The 22,276-nt window shown below is 33.5% G+C and carries 17 protein-coding genes, 1 tRNA gene and 1 pseudogene; 5 read left to right on the forward strand and 14 right to left on the reverse strand.

Annotated features, from left to right (window positions below):
* The first annotated feature begins 271 nt into the window (after positions 1-271).
* Positions 272-1,183: a PAS domain S-box protein gene (locus ACVBDU_RS07285; protein ID WP_447179105.1), complete on the forward strand. Its 912-nt coding sequence runs from the start codon at positions 272-274 to the stop codon at positions 1,181-1,183.
* Between the two features lie 579 nt (positions 1,184-1,762).
* Here the strand turns inward: ACVBDU_RS07285 and ACVBDU_RS07290 are convergent.
* The 12 genes from ACVBDU_RS07290 to ACVBDU_RS07345 form a co-directional block, all read right to left on the reverse strand.
* Positions 1,763-3,013 (reverse strand): DUF6625 family protein, encoded by a 1,251-nt coding sequence (locus ACVBDU_RS07290; RefSeq protein WP_447179106.1) that lies wholly within the window; start codon positions 3,011-3,013, stop codon positions 1,763-1,765.
* Positions 3,014-3,216: 203 nt separating this feature from the next.
* Complete coding sequence (locus tag ACVBDU_RS07295) at positions 3,217-5,460, reverse strand: peptidase domain-containing ABC transporter (protein WP_447179107.1); 2,244 nt, start codon at positions 5,458-5,460, stop codon at positions 3,217-3,219.
* Positions 5,438-6,556, reverse strand: coding sequence for a grasp-with-spasm system SPASM domain peptide maturase (gwsS, locus tag ACVBDU_RS07300; RefSeq protein WP_447179108.1), 1,119 nt, complete (start codon positions 6,554-6,556; stop codon positions 5,438-5,440). Before gwsS ends, ACVBDU_RS07295 begins: the two co-directional genes overlap by 23 nt.
* Complete coding sequence (locus ACVBDU_RS07305) at positions 6,537-6,764, reverse strand: hypothetical protein (RefSeq protein WP_447179109.1); 228 nt, start codon at positions 6,762-6,764, stop codon at positions 6,537-6,539. The genes gwsS and ACVBDU_RS07305 overlap by 20 nt, the downstream gene beginning before the upstream one ends.
* Positions 6,748-7,755 carry a grasp-with-spasm system ATP-grasp peptide maturase gene (gene gwsG, locus ACVBDU_RS07310; RefSeq protein ID WP_447179110.1) on the reverse strand — a complete coding sequence of 336 codons (1,008 nt, stop codon included), beginning with the start codon at positions 7,753-7,755 and terminating at the stop codon, positions 6,748-6,750. Before gwsG ends, ACVBDU_RS07305 begins: the two co-directional genes overlap by 17 nt.
* Before the next feature lie 330 nt (positions 7,756-8,085).
* Positions 8,086-9,516, reverse strand: a complete 1,431-nt coding sequence (locus ACVBDU_RS07315) for a DUF6734 family protein (protein WP_447179111.1) — start codon at positions 9,514-9,516, stop codon at positions 8,086-8,088.
* A gap of 17 nt (positions 9,517-9,533) precedes the next feature.
* Positions 9,534-11,927 (reverse strand): outer membrane beta-barrel family protein, encoded by a 2,394-nt coding sequence (locus tag ACVBDU_RS07320; protein ID WP_447179112.1) that lies wholly within the window; start codon positions 11,925-11,927, stop codon positions 9,534-9,536.
* Positions 11,928-12,055: 128 nt separating this feature from the next.
* A complete protein-coding gene (locus tag ACVBDU_RS07325) occupies positions 12,056-12,394 on the reverse strand; it encodes a carboxypeptidase-like regulatory domain-containing protein (RefSeq protein ID WP_447179113.1) in 339 nt (112 codons plus the stop codon).
* Between the two features lie 624 nt (positions 12,395-13,018).
* Positions 13,019-14,695, reverse strand: a complete 1,677-nt coding sequence (locus ACVBDU_RS07330) for a S8 family serine peptidase (RefSeq protein ID WP_447179114.1) — start codon at positions 14,693-14,695, stop codon at positions 13,019-13,021.
* 92 nt (positions 14,696-14,787) lie between these two features.
* Positions 14,788-14,955 carry a class I lanthipeptide gene (locus tag ACVBDU_RS07335; RefSeq protein WP_447179115.1) on the reverse strand — a complete coding sequence of 56 codons (168 nt, stop codon included), beginning with the start codon at positions 14,953-14,955 and terminating at the stop codon, positions 14,788-14,790.
* 100 nt (positions 14,956-15,055) lie between these two features.
* A complete protein-coding gene (locus tag ACVBDU_RS07340; protein WP_447179116.1) occupies positions 15,056-16,759 on the reverse strand; it encodes a helix-turn-helix domain-containing protein in 1,704 nt (567 codons plus the stop codon).
* A 163-nt stretch (positions 16,760-16,922) separates the two neighbouring features.
* The gene (locus tag ACVBDU_RS07345; protein WP_447179117.1) at positions 16,923-18,104 is read right to left on the reverse strand and encodes an alpha/beta hydrolase-fold protein; all 1,182 of its coding nucleotides are present in this window, start codon (positions 18,102-18,104) and stop codon (positions 16,923-16,925) included.
* A gap of 539 nt (positions 18,105-18,643) precedes the next feature.
* On the opposite strand from ACVBDU_RS07345, the gene istB reads away from it, so the two are divergent.
* The 4 genes and pseudogenes from istB to ACVBDU_RS07365 all read left to right on the forward strand — a co-directional run bounded on the left by istB (position 18,644) and on the right by ACVBDU_RS07365 (position 21,395).
* Entirely contained in the window at positions 18,644-19,327 is a 684-nt protein-coding gene (gene istB / locus ACVBDU_RS07350; RefSeq protein ID WP_447179118.1) for an IS21-like element helper ATPase IstB, read from the forward strand.
* Between the two features lie 88 nt (positions 19,328-19,415).
* A pseudogene (locus tag ACVBDU_RS07355) lies at positions 19,416-19,610 on the forward strand (transposase); the annotation flags it as partial.
* 77 nt (positions 19,611-19,687) lie between these two features.
* Positions 19,688-21,088, forward strand: coding sequence for a transposase (locus ACVBDU_RS07360; RefSeq protein WP_447179119.1), 1,401 nt, complete (start codon positions 19,688-19,690; stop codon positions 21,086-21,088).
* Between the two features lie 202 nt (positions 21,089-21,290).
* The gene (locus ACVBDU_RS07365; RefSeq protein WP_447179120.1) at positions 21,291-21,395 is read left to right on the forward strand and encodes a transposase; all 105 of its coding nucleotides are present in this window, start codon (positions 21,291-21,293) and stop codon (positions 21,393-21,395) included.
* Between the two features lie 132 nt (positions 21,396-21,527).
* Here the strand turns inward: ACVBDU_RS07365 and ACVBDU_RS07370 are convergent.
* A tRNA-Arg gene (locus ACVBDU_RS07370) sits at positions 21,528-21,604 on the reverse strand.
* A 34-nt stretch (positions 21,605-21,638) separates the two neighbouring features.
* A complete protein-coding gene (locus ACVBDU_RS07375) occupies positions 21,639-22,085 on the reverse strand; it encodes a GatB/YqeY domain-containing protein (RefSeq protein WP_447179121.1) in 447 nt (148 codons plus the stop codon).
* Positions 22,086-22,276 lie beyond the last annotated feature (191 nt).

Below are 22,276 nucleotides of genomic sequence, written 5' to 3' on the forward strand. Positions count from 1 at the left end.
TTATTCTCCTTTTTTTAAAGGATGGCCAAAAATAATGGGTAGGCAAACCTCGTACAAATACATATCTGTCAGACCGTTAACATACCGTTATCAAACATGAAATTTTTATTGAGAAACTTTATTTAAGCATAGTTATAAAATGCGGCAGGTTATACCAGAGGATATGAAAAGCTTCATTAATGTGTGAAATTTAATTTCATTTACATCTAAAGTATTTATTTTAGCAGTAAGCAATAATTAGAATTGCTATTAAATATCTTATCATCAATCAATGCGTTATAAAACACAAGGGCGGGAAACCGAAGCGCTGTTAAAGCTAATAGAAAGCAATAAAAAACTAGATAGTTTTGCTTTATCCAAACTGCTCAAGGAGCACAATATTGATAAGTTAAAGTTAATAGCAGAACACACTATTGATGTAGTATGTTTACATCACCCTACAGATGGAAGATATTTATATGCCAGTCCTTCCACAGCGAAAATAATGGGCTATACAGCCGAAGACCTGGAGGGCAAAATACCTAACGATTTCATTCACCCCGATCATTTCATAATCCTTCAAAAGAATATTTCAGCTTCAACAACAGGGCTTTCTAACAAACCGGAGAAACTCGAATTGCTTTTTAAAACAAAACAAGGAGGATATCAATGGTTCGAAGGGTATACCATACCTTTATATAATCAACAGGGTGAGGTTGTTTTGATTTTGAGCTGCACACGGAACATTCAGGAACGAAAAATTGCTGAAATAGAAAAGCAAAAAAGAGAGATTATTCAGCAAAATTTACTGCTGTCATCAGCATTGCTTGAAAAAAAGAAAGAGATTGTTAAAAAGGTAGAGCATAAAATATTAGAACTTGAACCTGAAATGAGAAAAGAATTGAGGTGTGTTTTGACATACATTCAGGAAACCCTGAATTTAGATGAAGATTGGGAAGATTTCATGGTTCATTTTAAAAAGATCCACCCCGATTTTTATAAGAATATCTCCGGTAAATTCCCGGATTTGTCCAAAAAAGAACTTAAACATCTTGCTTTTATAAAACTTGGCATGACATCTTCTGATATAGCCAAAGCAATGCTTGTAAAAAAAGAAAGTTTGAGAGTAGCCAGAAACCGATTGAAAAAAAAATTAGGTCTTGATTCGAGGCAGTACCTTTTTGATTTTGTTCAGGAATATTAACTTTTACCATGGAGGTTAGCTAAATGTTGCATTTTCAAAATATGGTTTGCACCCAATAATAATAGCAATGGGGTTTTACTTATTTTACATGGAAAATTAAATGTGTTCTTCGGGATGCGCAGGGCTAAGAAAGAAGGGGGTATACGGGAACAGCTCTCGTAGGGTATGAAAACAGGACCAAAGAAAACGGCACCAAGTACATACCTAAGAGCATAGCTGACAATTTTTAGTACCCCCAACTGTCAGATCAAATAGTGGCTATTACAACTTCTCTTAGAAAATTATCACCTTAAGCGTAAACAAATAACGTAGTTATACAAAAAATGGCGCCATTTCCCGGAGAGATTACTTCGTGATCCCGGATGATAGCTCCTCTTTGCAAATACCAAGCCCGCAAAGCTCTCGTTTTGCTCCTTTTGTTTTTTTCCGAAGTTTGGAAACTGCGTTTCAACTTCTCCAAAAAACAAAATCCGGCAACATGTGTTGCCGGACCTGATGCTTGTAGTGAGCCTGGCAGAACGATTTTCGAACCGGTTTTTGGAAGATTTGAAGAAGTTAGTCATTGGAAAACGGGTTAGTTCAAATCCTATTAGAGGGGGTAAACCTATCTAAATTGAAGGTCTTGTCAACATTCTCTTTAAGTTTGTAGTTTACTTTTTGCCCATTTCCTTCCCTTACTATTAACATATTTTCCCTGAACTCAAACAACCAATACCAATTATGACAAAAAAATAAATATTTACTGTAAAACACGGGAGTTAATTGTTCTTTTTCATCATCATCAAAAGAAGCATAGTATAAGTTGTTTTCTCTTTTGATATTTATTTTTTTGTTCCCAAAAAAATAAGACCCTTCACTAACTAATCTCCGATGAAAATAAGGAAAAGCCCACATTATTCTTTTATTAAGTAAAATTAAAAAGTGATTTATTTCTTTATGGCATTCTACTCTAAATTTATCAATAAGCCTCATAAAATATCCTGTCAAAGACTTTCTAGAAAACCTAAAAAAATTTGTTTTTTCAACGTAAAAAGTATTTGGGATTTTTCTCCATCTTTGGGCTCTAAAATAATGATTACTTTTTGCCTGAATTAAGTGGTACAACAAAATTTCGAATTCATTTCTGTATGATAAAACACCATTTGTCCATTTAATGTATCCAGGCATGCCCTCAATAACGTAAAAATCAAAATGTGCTTTTATAAGATTCATTTCTTGAGCTTTTTTTATCACATGCATCATACTTTCTATAGTTGAATTAGTATCAGTGATATCGACTCCATCCATGAGAGGTAGATGCTGAAAATTACATTCGTCAAAGCAAAAGTGTTCTGGAGAGGAGAATATACGTTTGTAGTCTTTACTCCTTTTAAATAATTTATTTACTAAATCATTATTCCGATATAACATAAAAAAACCTGAAGGGTATTCATTCCTTACACTGAAGACGTCATATTGACTTAATAAATCATTGCTAAAGAAATTTCTTATTCTACCAAAAATCAGATCGATGTCAATATGCCCCCAAAAATCATATTCAAACAAAATATCTTCAAAGAAAAAACCATAAGCTGGCTTAAAATCACATAGCTTATATGGATTCTCCAAATTAACATTAAAACCTAATTTTTCAGAAGCAATTTTTTCCACTTCTTTAAGTGTCATAAAAATAAACATCACATTGTCTGGATATTTTTGGGGAGGTTTAATATCGGTTATAATATAAAATGTAACATCCGAATTATAGGAACATGATTTTAAAAAAAAATCAAAATACCATGGCCAAGAACCATAATATATACCTATCATATTGATTTTAGGTGATAGCATTAGTTTATTTTAAATAGATTTTATTCATTATTAATGGAAATAGTATTCTATGACCATTTTCAAAATAGACTTTTCATTTATTTTGAGAACTTCCATAGTTATTATTGTCAGAACTAGAACAATAATAATAATTAGCATACCGTATCGAACAAGAAAATAATTCTTTCGACTTATTATATCTTCAAAATCCTTTTCCATTTTTCTTAGACACTTAGTTCAAGTTGATTTCTAACTAAATTAAAATAGGTAGATTTTAGCGCAACCAATTCATCATGAGTACCAGATTCGATAATTTCCCCTTTTTTAATAACAATAATTTGATCTGCATTTTTGACCGTAGATAAACGATGTGCAATTTTGATTACTGTTTTACCTCTGAAAAATTTTTGAAGGTTATTATAGATTATTTTTTCGTTTTCGGCATCTAAAGCAGAAGTTGCTTCATCAAAATAAATAAACTGAGGATTTTTATATACTGCACGAGCAATATAAACGCGTTGACGTTGTCCCCCTGAGAGCCCATTTCCGTTTGAGCCAACCTGTGTTTTCAATCCCATAGGTAACGACTTCACAAATTCATCTAAATTCGCTATTTGTATGGCTTTTTGTAGCTTTTTTAGATCAATATCATCTTCTCCAACTGCTATGTTCCTTTCTAATGTGTCTGAGAAGAGGAATCCATCTTGCAAAACAATACCACATCTCTTTCTTAAATCACTGGCAGAGATATTAGTAAGGCTAATATTCTCATAGCTTATTTCTCCTTTTACCGGGCTATAAAATTTCAATAGTAATTTCATTAGTGTGGTTTTTCCACTACCACTCTCTCCAACAATAGCTGTTGTTTTGCCATACGGAATATCGAAGGAAAGATTTTTTAAAACATAAGGAGAACGTGGGCCATTATATTGAAAAGAAATATCCTTGATTTTGATACAAGGAAAAACTCCATTTGTTTTTATTTTTGCATTATCAGTTTTCGCTAAAGGTACATCGCTTTCTTTCTCTTCATCGTCTATCTCTTGAACCTCATACAATCTTTCTAAGCTCAATTTTGCATATTGCCATGATCTAAAAAAGTCAATTAATTGATCGATCGGAGAATTCATTTGTCCAATTATATAAGAAATACTCAATAAGGCTCCCAATGTAATATTGCCAAGAATAACTTCCCTAGCAGCAATAAATATGACCACGATATTCTTTAATTGATTTACAAAATCATATCCTATTAATTGAACTTGATCTAATTTCAATGCTCTTAAATTTACTCTGAACAATTTTATTTGTGCTTTTCTCCATTGTGATATTCTATATCGTTCTATATTATTTAGTTTAACTTCAGTAATCCCATTTATTAACTCAAATACTGATTGTTGACTTTCGCTTCTATAGTTAAAACGATAGTAATCTATTTTTTCTAACTTCTTTAAAAAAACTAATGACCAAACAATTGCAAAAGCAGTCAAAAGTGAGTATACCAATAAAATTTTAAAGTCATAGTATGTTAAGACGAAAAAGAAAATTAAAAAGTTAAGTGAAGAAAATATAACCATTAAACTTTGAGAAGTCAAAAACTCTTCAATTCTTTCATGATCCTGTATACGCTGTGAAAAATCCCCAAGCTGTCTTGAATCAAAAAATGAAAACGGAAGACGTATTATTTTGTGCAAAAAATCAGAAACAATAGTGATATTTATTTTTGAATTGATGAATAATAGTACCCAACTTTTTACGATCTCCACTACTGTCGAGCTTAAGAACAAAAAAATTTGGGCTAATAAAATGATAAACACAAAATTTAAATTTTTAGAGTCAACACCTATATCAATCAATGCCTTTGTTAGAAAAGGAAATATTAAGGTGAAAAGACTCGTAACTCCTAACCCCAAAATAAGTATTGAAACTTCCTTTTTATATGGTTTTAAAAACTTTAATAGAAAAGCCGCATTAAACCCTTTCTGATTGGAAATTTCTTTTTCATAAAAGAACTTGGTAGGACTTAAAAATAAAGCGATCCCTTCTCCCTTTTCCGCCCATAATGTTTCAAAGTTTTCCTGATTCAAAGAAGTTTTTCCATGCGATGGGTCAGCAATTTTAAATACTCTCCTTTTGGAGAGAGGATTGATTTTAATGTCGTACAAGACAACATAGTGACTTTTATTCCAAAAAAGTATACAAGGTAACGGACCTTTTTCAACTAGTTCGGCTAAGGTGATTTTTACCGGCATGGTTTTAAATCCCATTTTAATGGCTCCTTCCTCGACACCTAACAAATTAGCCCCATCTTTTCCCAAATAACATTCGTCACGGATTTGTTTTATGTAGTATTTTTTTCCATAAAAACGAGCTATCATGACCAAACAAGCCGGACCGCAATCCATCGCGTCATGTTGAATAACAAATTCAAAAGGTTTTAGCTTATTAATTAACCTCTTTAAAGCCATATTTTTTCGCCTCGTATGTTTTCAACTCATTTAAACTCCAATCTTCCCAAGTATTGGTATACGGATTATAGCCACATTTTAATGGTTTGCTATGTATGTCATCTTTGTCTGAGGTAAAGGCCCTACAGTCCGAACAGTTATATCTAAACTCACAATCTTTACAAACGGATATAATGTCTTTATTTACAGTCCAAAGATTTCTAAACCCTTCACTTTTATAAGCATTATGGATAGATATATTATTTATGTGACCATATGTTTTTTCCATGCTTGGACAATTCTTGATATTTCCATATTTATCAATGGCTAATTTTTTATATAAACAACCATTAAATTTTTGATGAAGATGATGTGTTGAAGTATCGTTGAATGTTAGGTGATCAAAAGTTATAATCCCACAACAATCACTAATAGAGCTTTCTTCTAAGTAATTTAACTTACCGATAGCTAGTGAATGAAAACGGTTTCTTTCTATAAAAAACTCTATAGACTTGTTTTCATCAGAATTATATACATTTACACTTGAAAGAGACGAATAATTTTCGAATAGCTTATGCCATTGATTATTAGAAATGTCTTCCCGTACTTCTTGTACAAGCAATTCCAAATATGTTAGATTTGATGCATCCGCTATAGCTAAAATTTTATTTAAAAAACTATAATTTGAAGGAGATAATATTCGTAATTGTAGATCACTACAACCTAAAGCATCTATTTGATGTATGATATCAGTAAAGTCATCCTCAAGGAATAACTGTTCGTCAATTTCTACAATAATGTCCTTCACTGTAACATGGGCATCGTCAAATATTGTAGAAATTTCAGGGAAACTATCAATATTCGATGTTATAAATCCATATTCATTTTCTAATAAAAAATCTAAAAAATCATAAAATTTATCTAACGAATCTTCCTCTATATGGTCCAAAGTTTCTTGGATCTTTTTTCGGTCCATCAGTTGCAGTAAATCGTAAAACTGATTGGAGATAATCTGAACATCTGCCCTTGGATAGTCAATGATTACACTTCTATTGGCTCCTTTTACTAATTTACAACTAGAGGATATAAAAAAAATATCATTTTTTGAATACTTCATTTTCTTCAGTTTCAGGATAATTAATTTTGCAAATAACTCTATGAGGATCATAATTTCTCATCTCAATACTTTGTAGATTAGTATGATACTTATAAAGCTTTAATTCATCTTCAGCATTTGTTACCTGATTATAAAATATTTTCTTAAAAAAGAGGGGAAGCCCTTTTAGTTCTGAATTATTTAGCTCAATTTTATTTAGTGTTTCCATGTATAAGATACTTTGCTATTTCCTTATCCAAATTGTAATTACAAGGTTCACTTGTCATGGCGTATTGACCTACAGGATTTATTTCCAAAAAAACATACTCATCTTGTTGATTCACAATTAAATCAACTGATCCACTATTCAATGTTAAACGTTTAAAAATTCGCTTTAACTTCTGTTCTATTTCTTCTGGAAGTTTATAAACTTCGCATTTGTTGGGCTTTGATTCTAAGTATTTTCTGAAATCTGTTTTCGTTTGATCTGACGATTGTGACATTATTGCCATCGAATAAAAACTATCATCTAAATAAAAAGTTCGTATTTCCATTTTTTTTCTAATCACATCCATAATCATTGAAGGAAATAGTGGTATTTCACTTTCTTTATAATTTTCCTTCAAGTTCAGTTCTGTATAAGAATAAAAACTATAATTATCAACAACTTCATAAATCCCTTCCGCTATGGATTTAGTTACAAATTCAGTTTGAATTTTACTTTGTAAAATTTGATTTGTTTTTGAAATAATTTCGTAATATGGAACTTTTAGTCCTTCTTCTCTAGCGATGTCAAGTACTTCCAGTTTGTTTAAACTATATGTCCATGGAGTTCCAATATTTATCTTGCACTTATCGTAGATTCTTTTAAATATATATTTTTTCAAGCTAATGGCTTCTGATTTAAGAAGACTTTTGTTACCATTTACCAATGGAGTTAAATCAAACCCGTCAACAATAAATTTTTCTTTGGGATCTTCCCAAAGAAAATTTGTTAGGCTAAGACCTGTACGTCTCCACCAACAACTTTTAGCATCCAACAGATTATAGGTATGGTCAGTTTTAGTATTTGTAAAAAAAATCCCCTTATTATTCATTTGACAAAACTTGTATGTATGATCGTCAGCATTTATTCGGACAACTTCTTGGTCATAATGTTTTAGCCACTTTATGACTGAACTTGTTGAAAGCTCATTTTCGATGGAAAAAATTAGAATCATAATATTTAATCACTAACAATTATGCATATTAAAGGAGTATTATTCTAATCTTAGAATAACTATTAAAGGCGCATTGATGTAATTACATCAATGCGCCTATTCAAATTAATCTGAATCTGTCCTTCGAGAATCAGAATCGCTTCCTGTACAGGAGGTATGAGTTCTTCTTGAAGTAGTAGAACCTGAACCACCTTTAACATTTAGTCTTTCAGACAATGTTAATTTGGCTTTGTTGAATTCTTCCAAATTAAACTTTTTCATAATTAAAATAATTAAAGTTGATAATTGTCATCTTTATACGTAGGCATGACTGATTCCTCATCATTTGTTTTAGTAGTAATGATAAAAACTACCATCGGCCAATGAATTATTTTTTATGTTTTTTCCAGGATTCGTCAAAAAATCCCCTCGAACAGCTACAAAAATCTTTAATGAAATAAATTGGGCAACCCGCAACCATAATGTTTCTAAAAAAGCTTCCTTCTCATCATCAGGAAAATCCTCGGATAAATACTTTAGCGAATTTTCAATAAACATTTGATTATCACACACTCCCTTCAACTCATTAAAAATGATCTCATCTATGCTTATCCAAGATTCTTCAATATTATTCCCGTCTAATTCTTTAATTACTATTTTCTTTTCTACATGACTACTTATTACAATCTCAAAGTCTGCTATTGGTATTATCAGAAAACACCTCTCTTCTTTCATTAGCTTCCAGAAAAACTGGACTTGTCCAACCATAAAAAGGTCCCTGCCTAATATATTTTCTCTCCAATTTTTGATCGGTGTTTTATCGACATTATCACATCTATTTTTTGCAAGTAAGTCCGCATAATTTTTTTTAAGGGTTATATTTTTTTCAAGGGTGTAGTCATATTCCAAATATGAAGAAAGAGGTTCTTGCTTAATAAGCTTTTCCAGTCTTTCATAATATTTTGGGTAAAAATTCATTACATACGACTCCAATTTTTTACAAGTAGTCAATTGACGCTTAAATGGGCCAAGTAGATGTAGATATGTTTTTTTTGGAATACTATCAAAATCATCCAAACCTATATATTCCCCATCCTTTATTACATTAGAGAACATTGTAGAAACATTTTTTGAACTTTCCTTCGTCAATCCATAGAATAATACTTGCTCAAAAAAAATATTAAAATTGAAAAGATTAATTTTTGTCCAAACACTACAATTCCTGCTGACAAAAGAGAGTATTTTATTTGTATATTCCTTTATGAAGTCTAAATCATAGCCTCCAAAAATTCCCATGTTATATGAATAATTATTATATCCATTATCAAAGGCATGTAAGCTTTTAGGTAAATAACATAAATGACATGAAATATCATCCCACATATTTCGATAGTACTTTGTAATTATTTCTTTATTCTGTGATATTAAACCGGACTCCAAAAGTTCTTTAGAAAATTCCTTCCAAATAAAAACATCACCATCCACATGCAAAAAGGGCTTATTTTGTAATTGATATGCTTTTACTTTCGCCAAGGCCCAGAGACCACTAGGATAACGGTTTAATTCATCTAATTCGACACGAACATCAGTATAAGGCAATTTTAGTGTTTCGATGAGTAATGAATAACCAAAAGAATCTGTTACCAATTCGAGGTTGTCATAATACTTACGTAATTGGTTTGCACTTAGTATCCATCCGAGAAAATGATATTTTGCTGACAACCAACCATATTTTTGAATAGTTGTACTTCCTCCAGACCAAAAACTCTGTACTACTTTCATAGTGTTTCTTTAATTGGTTACATTCTATTTTTCTCCGAGTCATCTATCTTTCGATTAGATGATTTATATTTATTGTTACCTATCTTATAGGTTAAGGAGATATTGAGTCTCCTAATATCATTGTATATGTTGGAAGTGAAGATATAGTCTTGATACACTTCTTTTACCCGATTTCGATTTTGCCTAAAAATATCACTAGCAGAAATATTTAATTGTAATTTTCTTTCAAGGAATGAGAAACGCGCACCAATTTGAAGATTAGCTCTATTGAAAATTTTGGAAAGACCTTCATAGGAGGGAAAGTTTTGAAAAAAATTCACATATATACTATTTCCATTTTCTTTGTTTAATGTAAAAGTGTTTCGCGTAGATACATAATAACCATATCCGCTTACATTGGATAACGTTATGTCTGGCAGATTGGAATCTGAATCATTATAATATGCACTAAAACCATTATTACTAGCAAACCAGCTTATTGGTTCCCAATTATAATATACATCAAGACCTAATGTATGCTGGTCATAAAAGTTTTCTGGTCGAGAAATAATAATATTACTGTTGGAAGAAGATAGAGTGATATAATCTGCTGCATCTTTAAGTAATGAATAATAAAAACTTACTTCCAAATTATTATTAAAGAGATAGGAGAAGTCTATATTATGAGTAATCGACGGAAGCAACAAAGGATTTCCTGCTTCATATGAAAAGAAATCGGTATACGTTCTAAATGGGTTAACATCAGAAAAACCTGGTCTATCAATGCGTTTTGCATATCCAATGGAAAACGAATGGTTCTCGTTTGGATCATACGCCAGAGTTGCAGAAGGAAACAGAGTACTAAAACTATTGGAGTTTTCGGAAGCCAACGTAACGGAGTATCCTTTTGTACGAGTATTTTCAAAGCGAAGTCCTAAAATTAGGTATACTTTCTCTCCAAAAGATTTCTCAAAGGAAGTATACAATGCTAAAATATCTTCATTATACCTAAAAATATCACTTTGACTTTCATCTATGACTGGAGCTCCCGTTGAAGTATCGAAATAGTCGATATTACTATTGTTTTCAATAAAAGTCGCTTTACCTCCAAATCCTAATTTAGATTCATTTATTGGTAAAATAACATCCACATTAAAGGAATTCACACTATAAGTTGCCTCTGAATTACTTGTAGCTGAGTTTGAATTTAAATTAGTTCCTAAATCCCCTTGATAAACTATTGATGAAAGTGATCTATCATCTTCATTATTTTTCTCCAAATGGTTATAATTGAACTGTAACTTACTCCCTATACTATCCAATTCGATATCATAATAAGCGGATGTAGATAAATAATGATAATCATTTGAATTTCTGGATGGAGTTACTAATGTTGAGTCAATTTGATTATTAAGTGAAGTACGATATTTAATGATGTTGTCAAGTTTTTCATCGGTGTTCCATAAATTACCATTTAGAATTACCCCAGCCTTTTGCTTATTGGTAAATCGATATTCCAAGTTCAATCCACTGGACAATCCTTTAATTTCTTGCTTACGTCCAGAATCTGAATTACGTCTATAATTAGGGTATAAAAAACTGGTTTCCGCTTCGTATTTTTTAATCTCATTATCGGCATAGATATTAAAAGCCATTGAGAGTTTCTCGGTAGAGTAATTTAAATACGTCGATGGCATAAAGCCAGCGTACTTTCTTTGTATATAGGTCGCTGTAACCGAACCATCAAAGCCTATATCCACACGTTTTTTTAATATTATATTCACCAAACCACTATTTCCTTGGGCATCAAATTTGGCAGGGGGAGTAGTAATTATTTCAATTCTAGAAATATTTTCCGATCGTAATGATTTGAGATATGCTTCCAAATCCTTACCTCCTAAATTAATTAAGCGGTCATTAACCATAACGGCTAGGGAACTTTTACCAATCATCTTAATTCCCTGGCTGGTCGGGTCAATCTTAGGAGCATATTTAAGAGCTTCCATTCCATCGTACCCTGAAGCCACAACGCTGTTTTCAACATTAAAAATCAATCGACCGAATTTTCTTTCTATGATTGGCTTTTTGGCAACCACTTCAACTTCCTCAAGTTCACTAATACTTTCGCTCATAGTTATTCCCCCTAAGTCCAAGTTCATATTAGGTTCCATGATTTTAGACCAATCACGATAACCGATAAAGCTAATTGTAAGATTAAAGGAATCCCTAGATTGTACCAACATTTCGAACTCCCCAGACTTATTGGTAATAGTCCCAGTAATAGTTATATCATCGAGACTTTTAGCAATAACATTTGCATATTCAATTGGGTTATTTTGAGAGTCAACAACTACACCTTTATACGTTTGAGAAAAGGAGGTATAGGAAATAAAAACTAAAATAAAAATGAGGATTTTTTTTGTATTCTTCATGTTTTATCGTTTGCTTCCGGAAACCATTTCGTATGGAATATTATCTAAATTCTTATTATGAATTTTTCTCTTTCAATCCTATTATTAAACTCTATTTTATAATACTTTGTCCCAACAATCGAGAGAATTTATATTCTTTTACTTAAGATGCCAATGCCTCTTTCCTCTAATGCCACTGGACCAAGTTCTATATCCTTATCCACTAGTATTTCCTTAATTTGATTCTTATACCCTATAAAACTTACAATAACGGTATACTTCCCTTTAGAGACATTTACTATTGTATAAACCCCATCTTTATTCGTAAAAACATCTGTCATGATATTATCAGTGGAATCTTTCAAAAGAACATTAGCAAATTCAAGTTCTTGTCCATTGGCTTCTGTCACTTTTCCAGAAATTTGAAACTTGGAATATGAAAAAAAAGGAATTTGCATAAGATTACAGAAAAAACTCGTTAAATTCATAAACAATCTTTCTCTATTTTGAAACTTCATTTTGTAAGAAGGGGTTATTTAATCATCAATATTATTAGGGATATTATTTAAAAACAAGTAGTTATAATCGAAATTCATGAATTTCGACTTGAAATTCGTGAATTCCAGAGCATTTATTCAAAGATTCTTATATTCATTAGCGGTAGCCTATATTTTATCGGGAGTATAACACAAGGTATACTAGGCCAAGCCCCAGTTTTTTTAGTATCTGGAATAGTTGTAGCCTCTTGAATATACTTAGGCAGATCGACAAAAATGACAAGTGACACTTGTGTTTTCTCCACAAACCCACCTTGCATGGACTTCTCGAAACTGTTTTGGAGTAGTTTCCTGTTAATTTTGGAGTACTTCTTATAAATTTAAAAATTGACTATTCCGTTATTCTAACTATTAAGCGAAACTTATCCTTATGAAGTCATCTAAACTTTTTTAATTGAAGCGCAAAACAGGGGGGTGTTCCAGATACAGTTTTTTTGCTGCATAGCCTTAGCTACGGAGCAAAAAAAAAGCAAAATATGGGGTAAAAAGACCACTTTGCAGCCAATGGAGAAAAGTTTAGATGACTTCTACATAAAAAGACAAGAAAAAATATTGTTATTTAGAAAATTCCCTTTCAGCCATAAGTAGGGCATTATATGCATTAACTATCTTTCCAGATTTAGAAAACTCGGTAAAAGGTTGTTTTTTTCCGTCCTCATTTCCTGATATTGTGCAATCTATATCATAGGAAACTCCTGATTCCAGGATAATCTTTTTTACCTGGGAAGCAGTAAGGTTTGGAAAGTAGGAAAATAATAGAGCGGCGATACCAGAAACCATAGCAGAAGAGAAAGAAGTCCCATTGACAACCTCATACTTTTCAGGTTTTGTGGAGGTAGTGTAAATGTTAGTTCCAGGAGCAAAAACATCTATACTTTTTTTACCATAGTTACTTTCTGAACTTATCAGCTTTTCATCCAGAGTATAACCACTTTCTCCAACTTTGATGAAATTTTGAACTAACTCTATTCCATTGTTATCGCTGTCATCTGGATAATTAAAAAACTCCTCTTTATCCAGATTGTATCCATCATTACCTGCAGACGTAACAATCAGTACATTGTTTTCTTCTGCATATTTAATGGCATTATCCACCCAGTTCTTATGCATTGAAAATTCCTTTCCGAAACTCATATTAATGACTTTAGCTCCATTATCTACTGCATATTTAATTGCCAAAGCAATATCTTTATCGTGTTCATCTCCATAGGAGGAAGTACATAAGGGCATAATTTTGAAGTTATCCGAGAACCCTTTTATTCCAGTGTTATTAGACCTTGTCGCCGCAATGATTCCTGAAGTTATAGTGCCGTGATCTAAAAAAGTTGTATGGGCACTTACCCTGTTATTACCATATTTTGTATCCGAAATATTGTTCGGGTCATCTCCTAAAATTTCTCGGTCATTATAAGATAGATTCAACAATTTATTAATGCGCTCATCTGCATGTAACTTGTATTCCTTGATATAATTTTCAGTCATGTTATATTTGATACAATCAAATAAAAGTGTAATATGCCCCTTCATTATGGTATCTACAGAAGTATTTTTAAGACTATCCAGTTTATCCAATGTATAATTTTCTGAAGGAAAATATTGGGCAAGTTCTTTCTTGGCCAAATAATAACCGTCATATAACAGATCGCTATTCCTTTTAGCTTCTAAAGCATATTCCATTCTTTCCTTGTACTTCTTTTTAGCCCTTGTATAATCCAAGAAAAGTTTTCTTTTATCTAATGAGATATGACTTATATCTCTGTCTTTGAATAAACTATCGTATTTGTTTATAATCCTAGTGTATTCATATTTCATAAAATTGAGATTTTCACCTCTATTGTTTCCCAAAAAATTCCAGCCGTGAATATCGTCTACATACCCATTATCATCATCATCAATATTATTATTGGGAATCTCTTTATCGTTTATCCATATTTGATCATGTAAATCTTTATGTTCAATATCGACCTCCATATCTATAACTGCAATGATAATTTCTTTACCTTTTTTATCCTTTAATAATAAATCATACGCTTTTTCCAAACTAATCCCGGGAATGGTATCATCCACAATGTCTTTATGATACCAATCCTTTAATTCATTTTCGGTAAGTTGCACCTTTTTCTTAGGATGTGTACTTGGATAAGACACGTAGGGAAGCTCAGGAAATCGTTTGCAACAAAAAAGGAATAAGCCAACAGAGAAAGATAAAAGGATAAAGAGCTTTTTTAGCATAGCAGAGATTTTCAGTTAAATAGATATAAATATAAAAAATGACTTTGAAATATATCCAAAGTCATCTTCTTTCTAAACAATACCTTTAAAATTTATGCCCCATTTTCAATGACTATTTTAGATGTTTGCAGACATTTAGCACCTCCATTACCTTGGTCAGTACCGTCATCGGGGGGATTTCCTCCCACTATGTTTTGGCTATTATTTAATTTAGCAATAGTAAATTTGTTCAGTCCCAAAGATTTGTTCTTTTTTTTCATTATTTTTCAAATTTTAGATTAACAGAACAAACTTATTTCGTAATAGAGTATAAAATTGTTAAAATTATGTGGAAATAAACCGAAATTCATGAATTTCGGTTTATTTCTCGACCAAAGCCTCATGTTTTATATCCTTCTTGGAAAGCTCCTTAATAAAATAGGACAATTTTATCCCGGTATTTTTATAAAACGCCGATGAAAAGGATTCACTATTGTTAAAACCAAACTCTTTGGCAATAGCTTTGATCGTGTATTTTCTATATTCTGTATTTGTTTTTAATTCCTCAATGGCATATGTTATTCGCAGCTGATTAATATAATTGATAAAAGATTGTTTCTTATAAAAATTTACAACTTTTGAAAGATAATTTGAATTAGTTCCTATTCTTTTAGCAAGAATCTGAATGGTAATATTTGAATTCAGGAATTTTTTGTCCTTTTCAAAACCGTCAAGATCGAATAAGATATTTTTTACAACTTCTTCTGGCAAATCAATTTTATCTCTGTCTTTTTGGCTTTCTAATTTTTTAGTTGCTGAGGTAAGATCAATTTGTTCACTATTAAAAATATCCTCGAATCTCCTTTTATACATTTTTTTCTTGTAGTATTGATAACAGAATAAAATGGTCATCAGTACCAATCCAATCGAAACAAACAGGATAACAAATCGAGAGCGAGCTTCCTTTCTTTGCAATGATGTAATAACATTTTCTTTAGCAGACATAAGTCTGGGAATATCATATTCTCTTACAATATTACTGCTGAGATATATTTTGTCATTGTACAATATACTATCCAGCTTTATAAGCTGTTTAATATATATCAGCTGTTGTTTCAGATCGTTCTGTTGTTTGTAATGATTTATGAGATACTCATAACTCTCCCTTACCACTGGAAGCAAATCATTATTCTTTTGAAAAACTGTATCTACCTTCTTGAAATAAAGAATAGTGGAATCTGTTTTTCCAAGTTCGGAGTAGACTTTTCCCGAGTAAAAATACCCCACAGCCATATTAGGCAAGTTCTCTATTTCTTCAAAATACGCTGTTGATTTTTCAATACTATCTAATGCTTCTGCATACCTATTTTGATAAAAAAGAGTAACCCCTTCATTTAAAATAAAATGATTGTATTCCGTTTCGTTATCTAACTTTATAGCTTCTTTGACCCCGAAATTGTTATAATAAGAGGCAGAGTCCAAAATTCTCAAATCATTGAAAGTACTAGCCAAAGCAAAAATGGAAAAGAGGTAATCTTGTTTGTCTACTAATTGAATATTTTTGCGGGTATAAGAAAAATTCTCTTGGTGTATCTTTAAGGCTTCTTCACTTTCGCCGATTCTATCTTTTAAAATCCCTATACTGTAATTAATTTTTTGAATTAGGTATGGATTATAGTTTCTGGTAGCCAGTTTCTTTGCTACGAGATATTCGTCCAGGGCTTTTTGAAAATCACGTTTATTGTAGTAGTATACTCCTTTAATCAAATTAGCGGTTGCAGGGTAGTATTTATCATCCGGATTAGTACTTAAGGAAATAATGCTGTCACAATATTTAAGGACATTAACATCATTGTATAAATCAGTCATTATGTGATAACCAGATATGATCCAAGAAGTATCTTTTTCTTTTTTGGCTTTTCGTATTATGGCTTTTGCAAAGATTTCTTTTTTTTCAAAAGAAGCACCTTTACCATAACTCTCTACCAATTTTTCATAAGGTCGGCTTAATAATGTATCTGTTTGTCCGAATAATACACAATTGTATATAGCACTGATTAAAAATGTAGTGATAAAACGGTTCACGGTAATCGGAGCAATTTTACTAAATTAGTATTTTTTAACAAACTCATGGAAACTTTAACCATATTTCTTAAAGCACCCAATAAAATACTCAAGTTATATAGTTTACGTATTCTCCATCACTTTTTTTGTTAATGAAAAATATTAATACAAAAAATAAATATAATCATTGACTTACCCGTTCATAATTCTCTTGATATAATTTCATTTTTTCTTCAAAGGTTCTTTTGTCCAGTCCTTTCGCTGTAACAGAAAGGATATCCATAGCTTTTTTATACGATTCTGCTGCCTGTTTCAGATTACCTTTCTTCTCGTAGAACTCACCCCGGCTATCGTAAAGATTATGTTCTTGGGGGAATTTTTTAACAGCCCAATTTATCACTACCAATGCATCTTCAATCCTATCGTTCCAAAAACACTCATAGGCCATGGAATTGACATTTTGGGGAGTTAACTCCACCAATCCGAGTCTGGTCAAGTGGTCGTAGTATTTTGTGATATTCACTCCTGTCCTAAACTGATAATCAACATAGGACTTAAGCCCATAAAACACACCAATAGGAAAGGTAGACTCATGGTTTTCCGTCTCAGAAAAATCTCTCGTTTCTAAATGAATTTTAGAACTCCACTTCTTTTCTTTTAGAATCTTCTCAACTTCTTCACGACATTCTTCCCAGTTTTTCCATCGGCTATCCGTTTGACTATTTTCATTGGCATGACTAATGAATAGAAATTTTTTCCTTTCCTGGGTTTCAGGGATGGTTTTCTTTAAACGGTCCACCAATTGTCCCTGATCATAAGCATAATTAGGAGAAATAGCTATGTAAGCATCAAATAAGTCATTTTTTCTTAAAAGGGCGTAGCTTATAAACGTAGCTCCATTAGAATGTCCTACAGCAACTCTTGTAGGTAAAGTGGGGTATTGATCTTCTATATAGGGGATCAACTCTTTCTGTATAAAAGTCAAAAATTTGTTTGCCCCACCACAATAACCATCGTAGCTCTCTAAAGTTTCACTGTGTATCGCGTTCGGTAAAAAATCTGTATTCCTATTCTGTTTTTTATCCTCAATATATGGGGATTCTACCCCGACTACCAGAAAAGCGAATTCCTCTCCCCCCATAAACTGTATAGTAGAATGTACCATATCAAAATATTCTCTCGCCTGAGCGTCAAAAACATAAATAACTTCTAATTTCTTTTCCGGAAATTCTTCATGTTGCCAAGGGGTATAAATCCACAGATTCCTTTCCTGTTCTAGTATAGTCGAATTTATTTTTTTTGTTTCAATTTTTTGTCCAGACAAAGTAAAGGAAATTAGGGTTAATAAAAATGGTAGATGTTTCATTAGTGATTATTTTACTAGAAGTAGTTTAGATTACTTCTTATATTAAGCATTTTCTTTTACCTCCACACTAATATACTTTCTTTTCACGAAATTTACCTCTTGGTTTTCACAATATCAGAATATTTTAACAAATATAAATTTAAAATCACCTGAGTTTTGTCATTTATTTTTTGAGGAATTAGCTTACAAGCACCTGATTTGCATTCAGTGATGTTGAATATTTTTCTCCTAAATCATCATCATAAAATCTAAACGAAAATTCACTCTCCACTATAAATATCAAGCAAAAAAGAAACTTTATCCGCAGGAACCTCAGACTCATTTCTCACTCTACAGATTATTTCATCGATTGATTCATCTCGCTGATTAATTTCTATTTCTGCTATTAGTTGAGGAACTCTTCTTTTATCAAATAAGACTTTAACTAAACCATGAGCAGCGGGTTTAGCTTCTTTTTCAAGTCTGATGTAATATTTACCACTTGGAGATCTTTGATGTGGAGGATTTAATGGAAAGAACGGATAAAGTGGCTCTATGGCATGTATAGGGCTTTTACGAGCGCTCTGTCCTCGCAGAGCATCGCTTATACCAATGATGAGCTGATCGCCTATCTCTTGCAATCCGAGTGGGATGACCGGCAGAACAGAAAAATTGAACGCCTGACCAAGGCCGCAAAGTTCAGGTACAAAGCCGTGATGGAAGACATCGCCTTCGACACTGCCAGGAACATCGATAAAAATCAAATACAACGCTTTGCTTCCTGTCAATTTATAGATAAAAAGGAAAACATATTGATTACAGGTAGCACAGGGACTGGAAAAAGCTATATCGCTTCAGCCATAGGTTATCAAGCATGTTCACTGGGATATAAGGCGATGTACTTTAATGCCAATAAACTCTTTACCATGCTCAAAACCTCAAAGGCTGACGGGTCTTATATCAAACAGATCAACAAACTGGAAAGACAGGATGTACTGATCCTTGATGATTTTGGACTAAAAGGCTTAGATCATATCAATAGGCAAATGTTGATGGAAATCATAGAAGACAGGCACGGAAAACGCTCCACGATTATGGCTTCTCAGCTCCCTATAGAGGCCTGGCATCAAACTATCGGGGAACAGACTATTGCAGACGCTATTTTAGATCGCCTGGTACATACTGCCCACCGGATTGATATAAAGGGAGAATCCATGCGGAAGAAACTAAGAAATAAAAGCTAACTTTACACCAAGAATGAATCGATTTTAAACACTTCATTTACACTGCTCACTTTTATCCGTTTTTTGCAACCTACAGGTCTATGACCTCTATCGGGCAAAAAACTGTAAGGGCTGCCCGTTAAGGGGCAGCTGCCATAAAGCCAAAGGCAACCGGATCATTATGAGAAACCATGAACTGATACGGTTAAAGGCAAAGGCCAAAGCACTGTTGCTCTCAAAAGAAGGCATTGCCCACCGAAAAAGAAGGTGCTGGGATGTGGAAGCCGTTTTTGGGAATATAAAACAGGCACTTTCAGAAGTAAATAAACATTTGTAATTCAGTGAATTAGTTTGTAAATTAGAGAAACAAAACCCCAAAAATTGGCCAAAGCGCCAAAAAACGGGGTTTTTCTTTTACTGATACTGATGAAATTACAAAGATTTTCGGAATTACAGCACACTTTTTCGTTTTTATCTTCCACCGAACAATTAACCGCTTATCGGGAACGCTTTTTCGAGAGTGATTTAGGTAAGATATACTGTGCAGTTCCCTGGGATGCGATGGTCAGGGAGTTTGGGCTCAAAGAGTCTGGCAAGGGTACCCGTATGATGTTCAGTCCCCGCGGGCGATTGGCATTGATGTTTTTAAAACATCATGCAGGTTGTTCTGACCGGAAACTTATCGAGCAACTCAATAGCAATATCGATTACCAGTTCTTCTGCGATATCCACCTGGGGTTAAAACGAATCACTAATTACAAGATCGTCAGCCAGATCCGTTGTGAGCTGGCTGCTTGCTTGTCCATAACAGATGTGGAAAAGGCGCTTTATGCCCATTGGAAGGCTTATATAGCGGAACCGGGAAACATCACTATGGATGCCACTTGTTACGAGAGCGAAGTGCGTTATCCTACCAATCAAAAACTGTTGTGGGAGTGTGTAGATTGGTTATATCGTCAAGTCGGTCAAATCTGTAAGGTTTTAGGCATTGCTCGCCCCCGCAGTAAGTATCGCAAATGGAAACAGCGCTACATAGGCTATAGTAAAATGCGTAAGAAAACGGTAAAGAAACGCCGCAGCCTAACCCGAGCCTTACTCAAGTTATTGCATAAATTGTTAGCCTTTGTAAAACAGTTGCAAAAGCAATATGATTTTACCATGCCTGAGCGGTTTTATAATCGGCTAAGGATTATCCAAAAGGTGTATGCCCAGCAGTATGTTTACTTTACTACTGGGAACAAGCCTAAAGGACGGATTATCAGTTTGAGCAAGGATTACCTGCGTCCCATCGTCAGGGGCAAGGAAATCAAACAGGTGGAGTTCGGAGCCAAAGTACACAAATTGCAAATCGACAGGATCAGTTTTATCGAACACCTGAGCTTCAATGCCTTTAACGAAGGGACACGTTTTACCAAGACCATTTATAAGGCCCAGGGAATGACCAAAACCAAAGTGAAGATCGCCGGGGCCGATGCCATTTATGCCACCAATAAAAATCGGGTGTTTGCTACCTCCCATAATATCCAAACTGATTTTAAACCTAAAGGCAGGCCTTCCAAACACCATAAGGCCCAGAAGCAACTTGGCCAACTCATCACTAAGGAAAGAGCCTCCTCTTTAGAAGGGAGCTTTGGCAAGGAAAAAGAATACTACCACTTAAAGAAAGTCAAGGCCAGGACAGGGGCTACAGAAACCTTGTGGATCTTCTTAGGTATCCACACGGCTAATGCTCTGGAGATCGGCAGGCGTATGGCTCAGGCAAGGCTGCAAAAAACAGCTTAATTTTTTTAACCTCCCCAAAAAATCCCTGGGATACCTATGTCCTGGCAGTACCGGATTCCTCCTCAAAAATATCAGGAAAGAGGAAAACACAAAAAACTCGGACAATTTAACTGAAAATCGCCCGAGCTTGTTCGTGGTGTATGCTTAAATTTTACTGTTGTATGTCTAAAGTTACTTTCTTCTGAAAGTGCCAAAACAGAATATGGACTTCAAACGCTTTATGCTCAGGGGACTTGATAAGGTAGAAACCGAAATAGGGCTTGTGGCCATGGCTCACAATCTTAAAAAGGTAGGGATAAGGGCATAATCCCACAACACCTATTAACTCATTAACTTTTTAACGCTCAACTCTTGCTAGTTCAAGTTGAAAACAAGCAAATAGGCTAAATATAAAAAGACCGCCTAAAACTTTTTAGACGGCCTCTTTCTTTTTTGCATCTGGTGACCCCGGAGGGATTCGAACCCCCAACCCTCAGAGCCGAAATCTGATATTCTATCCAGTTGAACTACGGAGCCATATTCCAGAACTATAAAAGTCCGGGTTACTTATTTATGCTAATTTTTGTTTTACTATAGTGGAAATAACCTTTCCGTCTGCCTTTCCGGCCAGTTGTTTAGTAGCAAGCCCCATCACTTTCCCCATATCTTTCATGCCTTCGGCACCGGTTTCGGCGATGATCTTTTCGATTATTCCAGCAATTTCTTCTTCTCCCATCTGCTCCGGAAGGAACTTTTCGATTACCGCTGCCTGGGCTACTTCCGGTTCTGCAAGGTCTTCCCTGCCCTGTTCCGTGTAGATTGCCGCACTGTCTTTGCGTTGTTTTACCAGTTTCTGCAATAACTTCAGCTCATCTGCTTCGGTCAGTTCTTTGGCACTACTTTCTGTCCCGGCGAGTAACAGAGCTGATTTAATGGCACGTAAAGCCTCTAAAGACACCGTGTCTTTGGCTTTCATCGCTGCCTTTATTTCCTCCATTACTTTACTTTGCAAACTCATAATATCGGCTTTTATTTCCGGACTGCGAATATAAGAAAGAATTACAAAACGTGTATCTAAAAATTATAAGATTTTTTGACTGCCCTCCTAAAAACAGTTAAACGTCATGGTTTTTGAAAAACACACAACGTTTAACTTCTTTAAAGCATAACTTAACCCTATACTATCTGTTCTCCGGGACTTATCTGAAA

The sequence above is a fragment of the Sinomicrobium endophyticum genome, assembly GCF_052983315.1.

Coding starts and splice junctions, on each gene's coding strand:
- ACVBDU_RS07285 (WP_447179105.1), top strand. CDS start 272: ATGCGTTATAAAACACAAGGGCGGGAAACCGAAGCGCTGTTAAAGCTA.
- ACVBDU_RS07290 (WP_447179106.1), bottom strand. CDS start 3,013: ATGCTATCACCTAAAATCAATATGATAGGTATATATTATGGTTCTTGG.
- ACVBDU_RS07295 (WP_447179107.1), bottom strand. CDS start 5,460: ATGGCTTTAAAGAGGTTAATTAATAAGCTAAAACCTTTTGAATTTGTT.
- gwsS (WP_447179108.1), bottom strand. CDS start 6,556: ATGAAGTATTCAAAAAATGATATTTTTTTTATATCCTCTAGTTGTAAA.
- ACVBDU_RS07305 (WP_447179109.1), bottom strand. CDS start 6,764: ATGGAAACACTAAATAAAATTGAGCTAAATAATTCAGAACTAAAAGGG.
- gwsG (WP_447179110.1), bottom strand. CDS start 7,755: ATGATTCTAATTTTTTCCATCGAAAATGAGCTTTCAACAAGTTCAGTC.
- ACVBDU_RS07315 (WP_447179111.1), bottom strand. CDS start 9,516: ATGAAAGTAGTACAGAGTTTTTGGTCTGGAGGAAGTACAACTATTCAA.
- ACVBDU_RS07320 (WP_447179112.1), bottom strand. CDS start 11,927: ATGAAGAATACAAAAAAAATCCTCATTTTTATTTTAGTTTTTATTTCC.
- ACVBDU_RS07325 (WP_447179113.1), bottom strand. CDS start 12,394: ATGAATTTAACGAGTTTTTTCTGTAATCTTATGCAAATTCCTTTTTTT.
- ACVBDU_RS07330 (WP_447179114.1), bottom strand. CDS start 14,695: ATGCTAAAAAAGCTCTTTATCCTTTTATCTTTCTCTGTTGGCTTATTC.
- ACVBDU_RS07335 (WP_447179115.1), bottom strand. CDS start 14,955: ATGAAAAAAAAGAACAAATCTTTGGGACTGAACAAATTTACTATTGCT.
- ACVBDU_RS07345 (WP_447179117.1), bottom strand. CDS start 18,104: ATGAAACATCTACCATTTTTATTAACCCTAATTTCCTTTACTTTGTCT.
- istB (WP_447179118.1), top strand. CDS start 18,644: ATGTATAGGGCTTTTACGAGCGCTCTGTCCTCGCAGAGCATCGCTTAT.
- ACVBDU_RS07365 (WP_447179120.1), top strand. CDS start 21,291: ATGGACTTCAAACGCTTTATGCTCAGGGGACTTGATAAGGTAGAAACC.
- ACVBDU_RS07375 (WP_447179121.1), bottom strand. CDS start 22,085: ATGAGTTTGCAAAGTAAAGTAATGGAGGAAATAAAGGCAGCGATGAAA.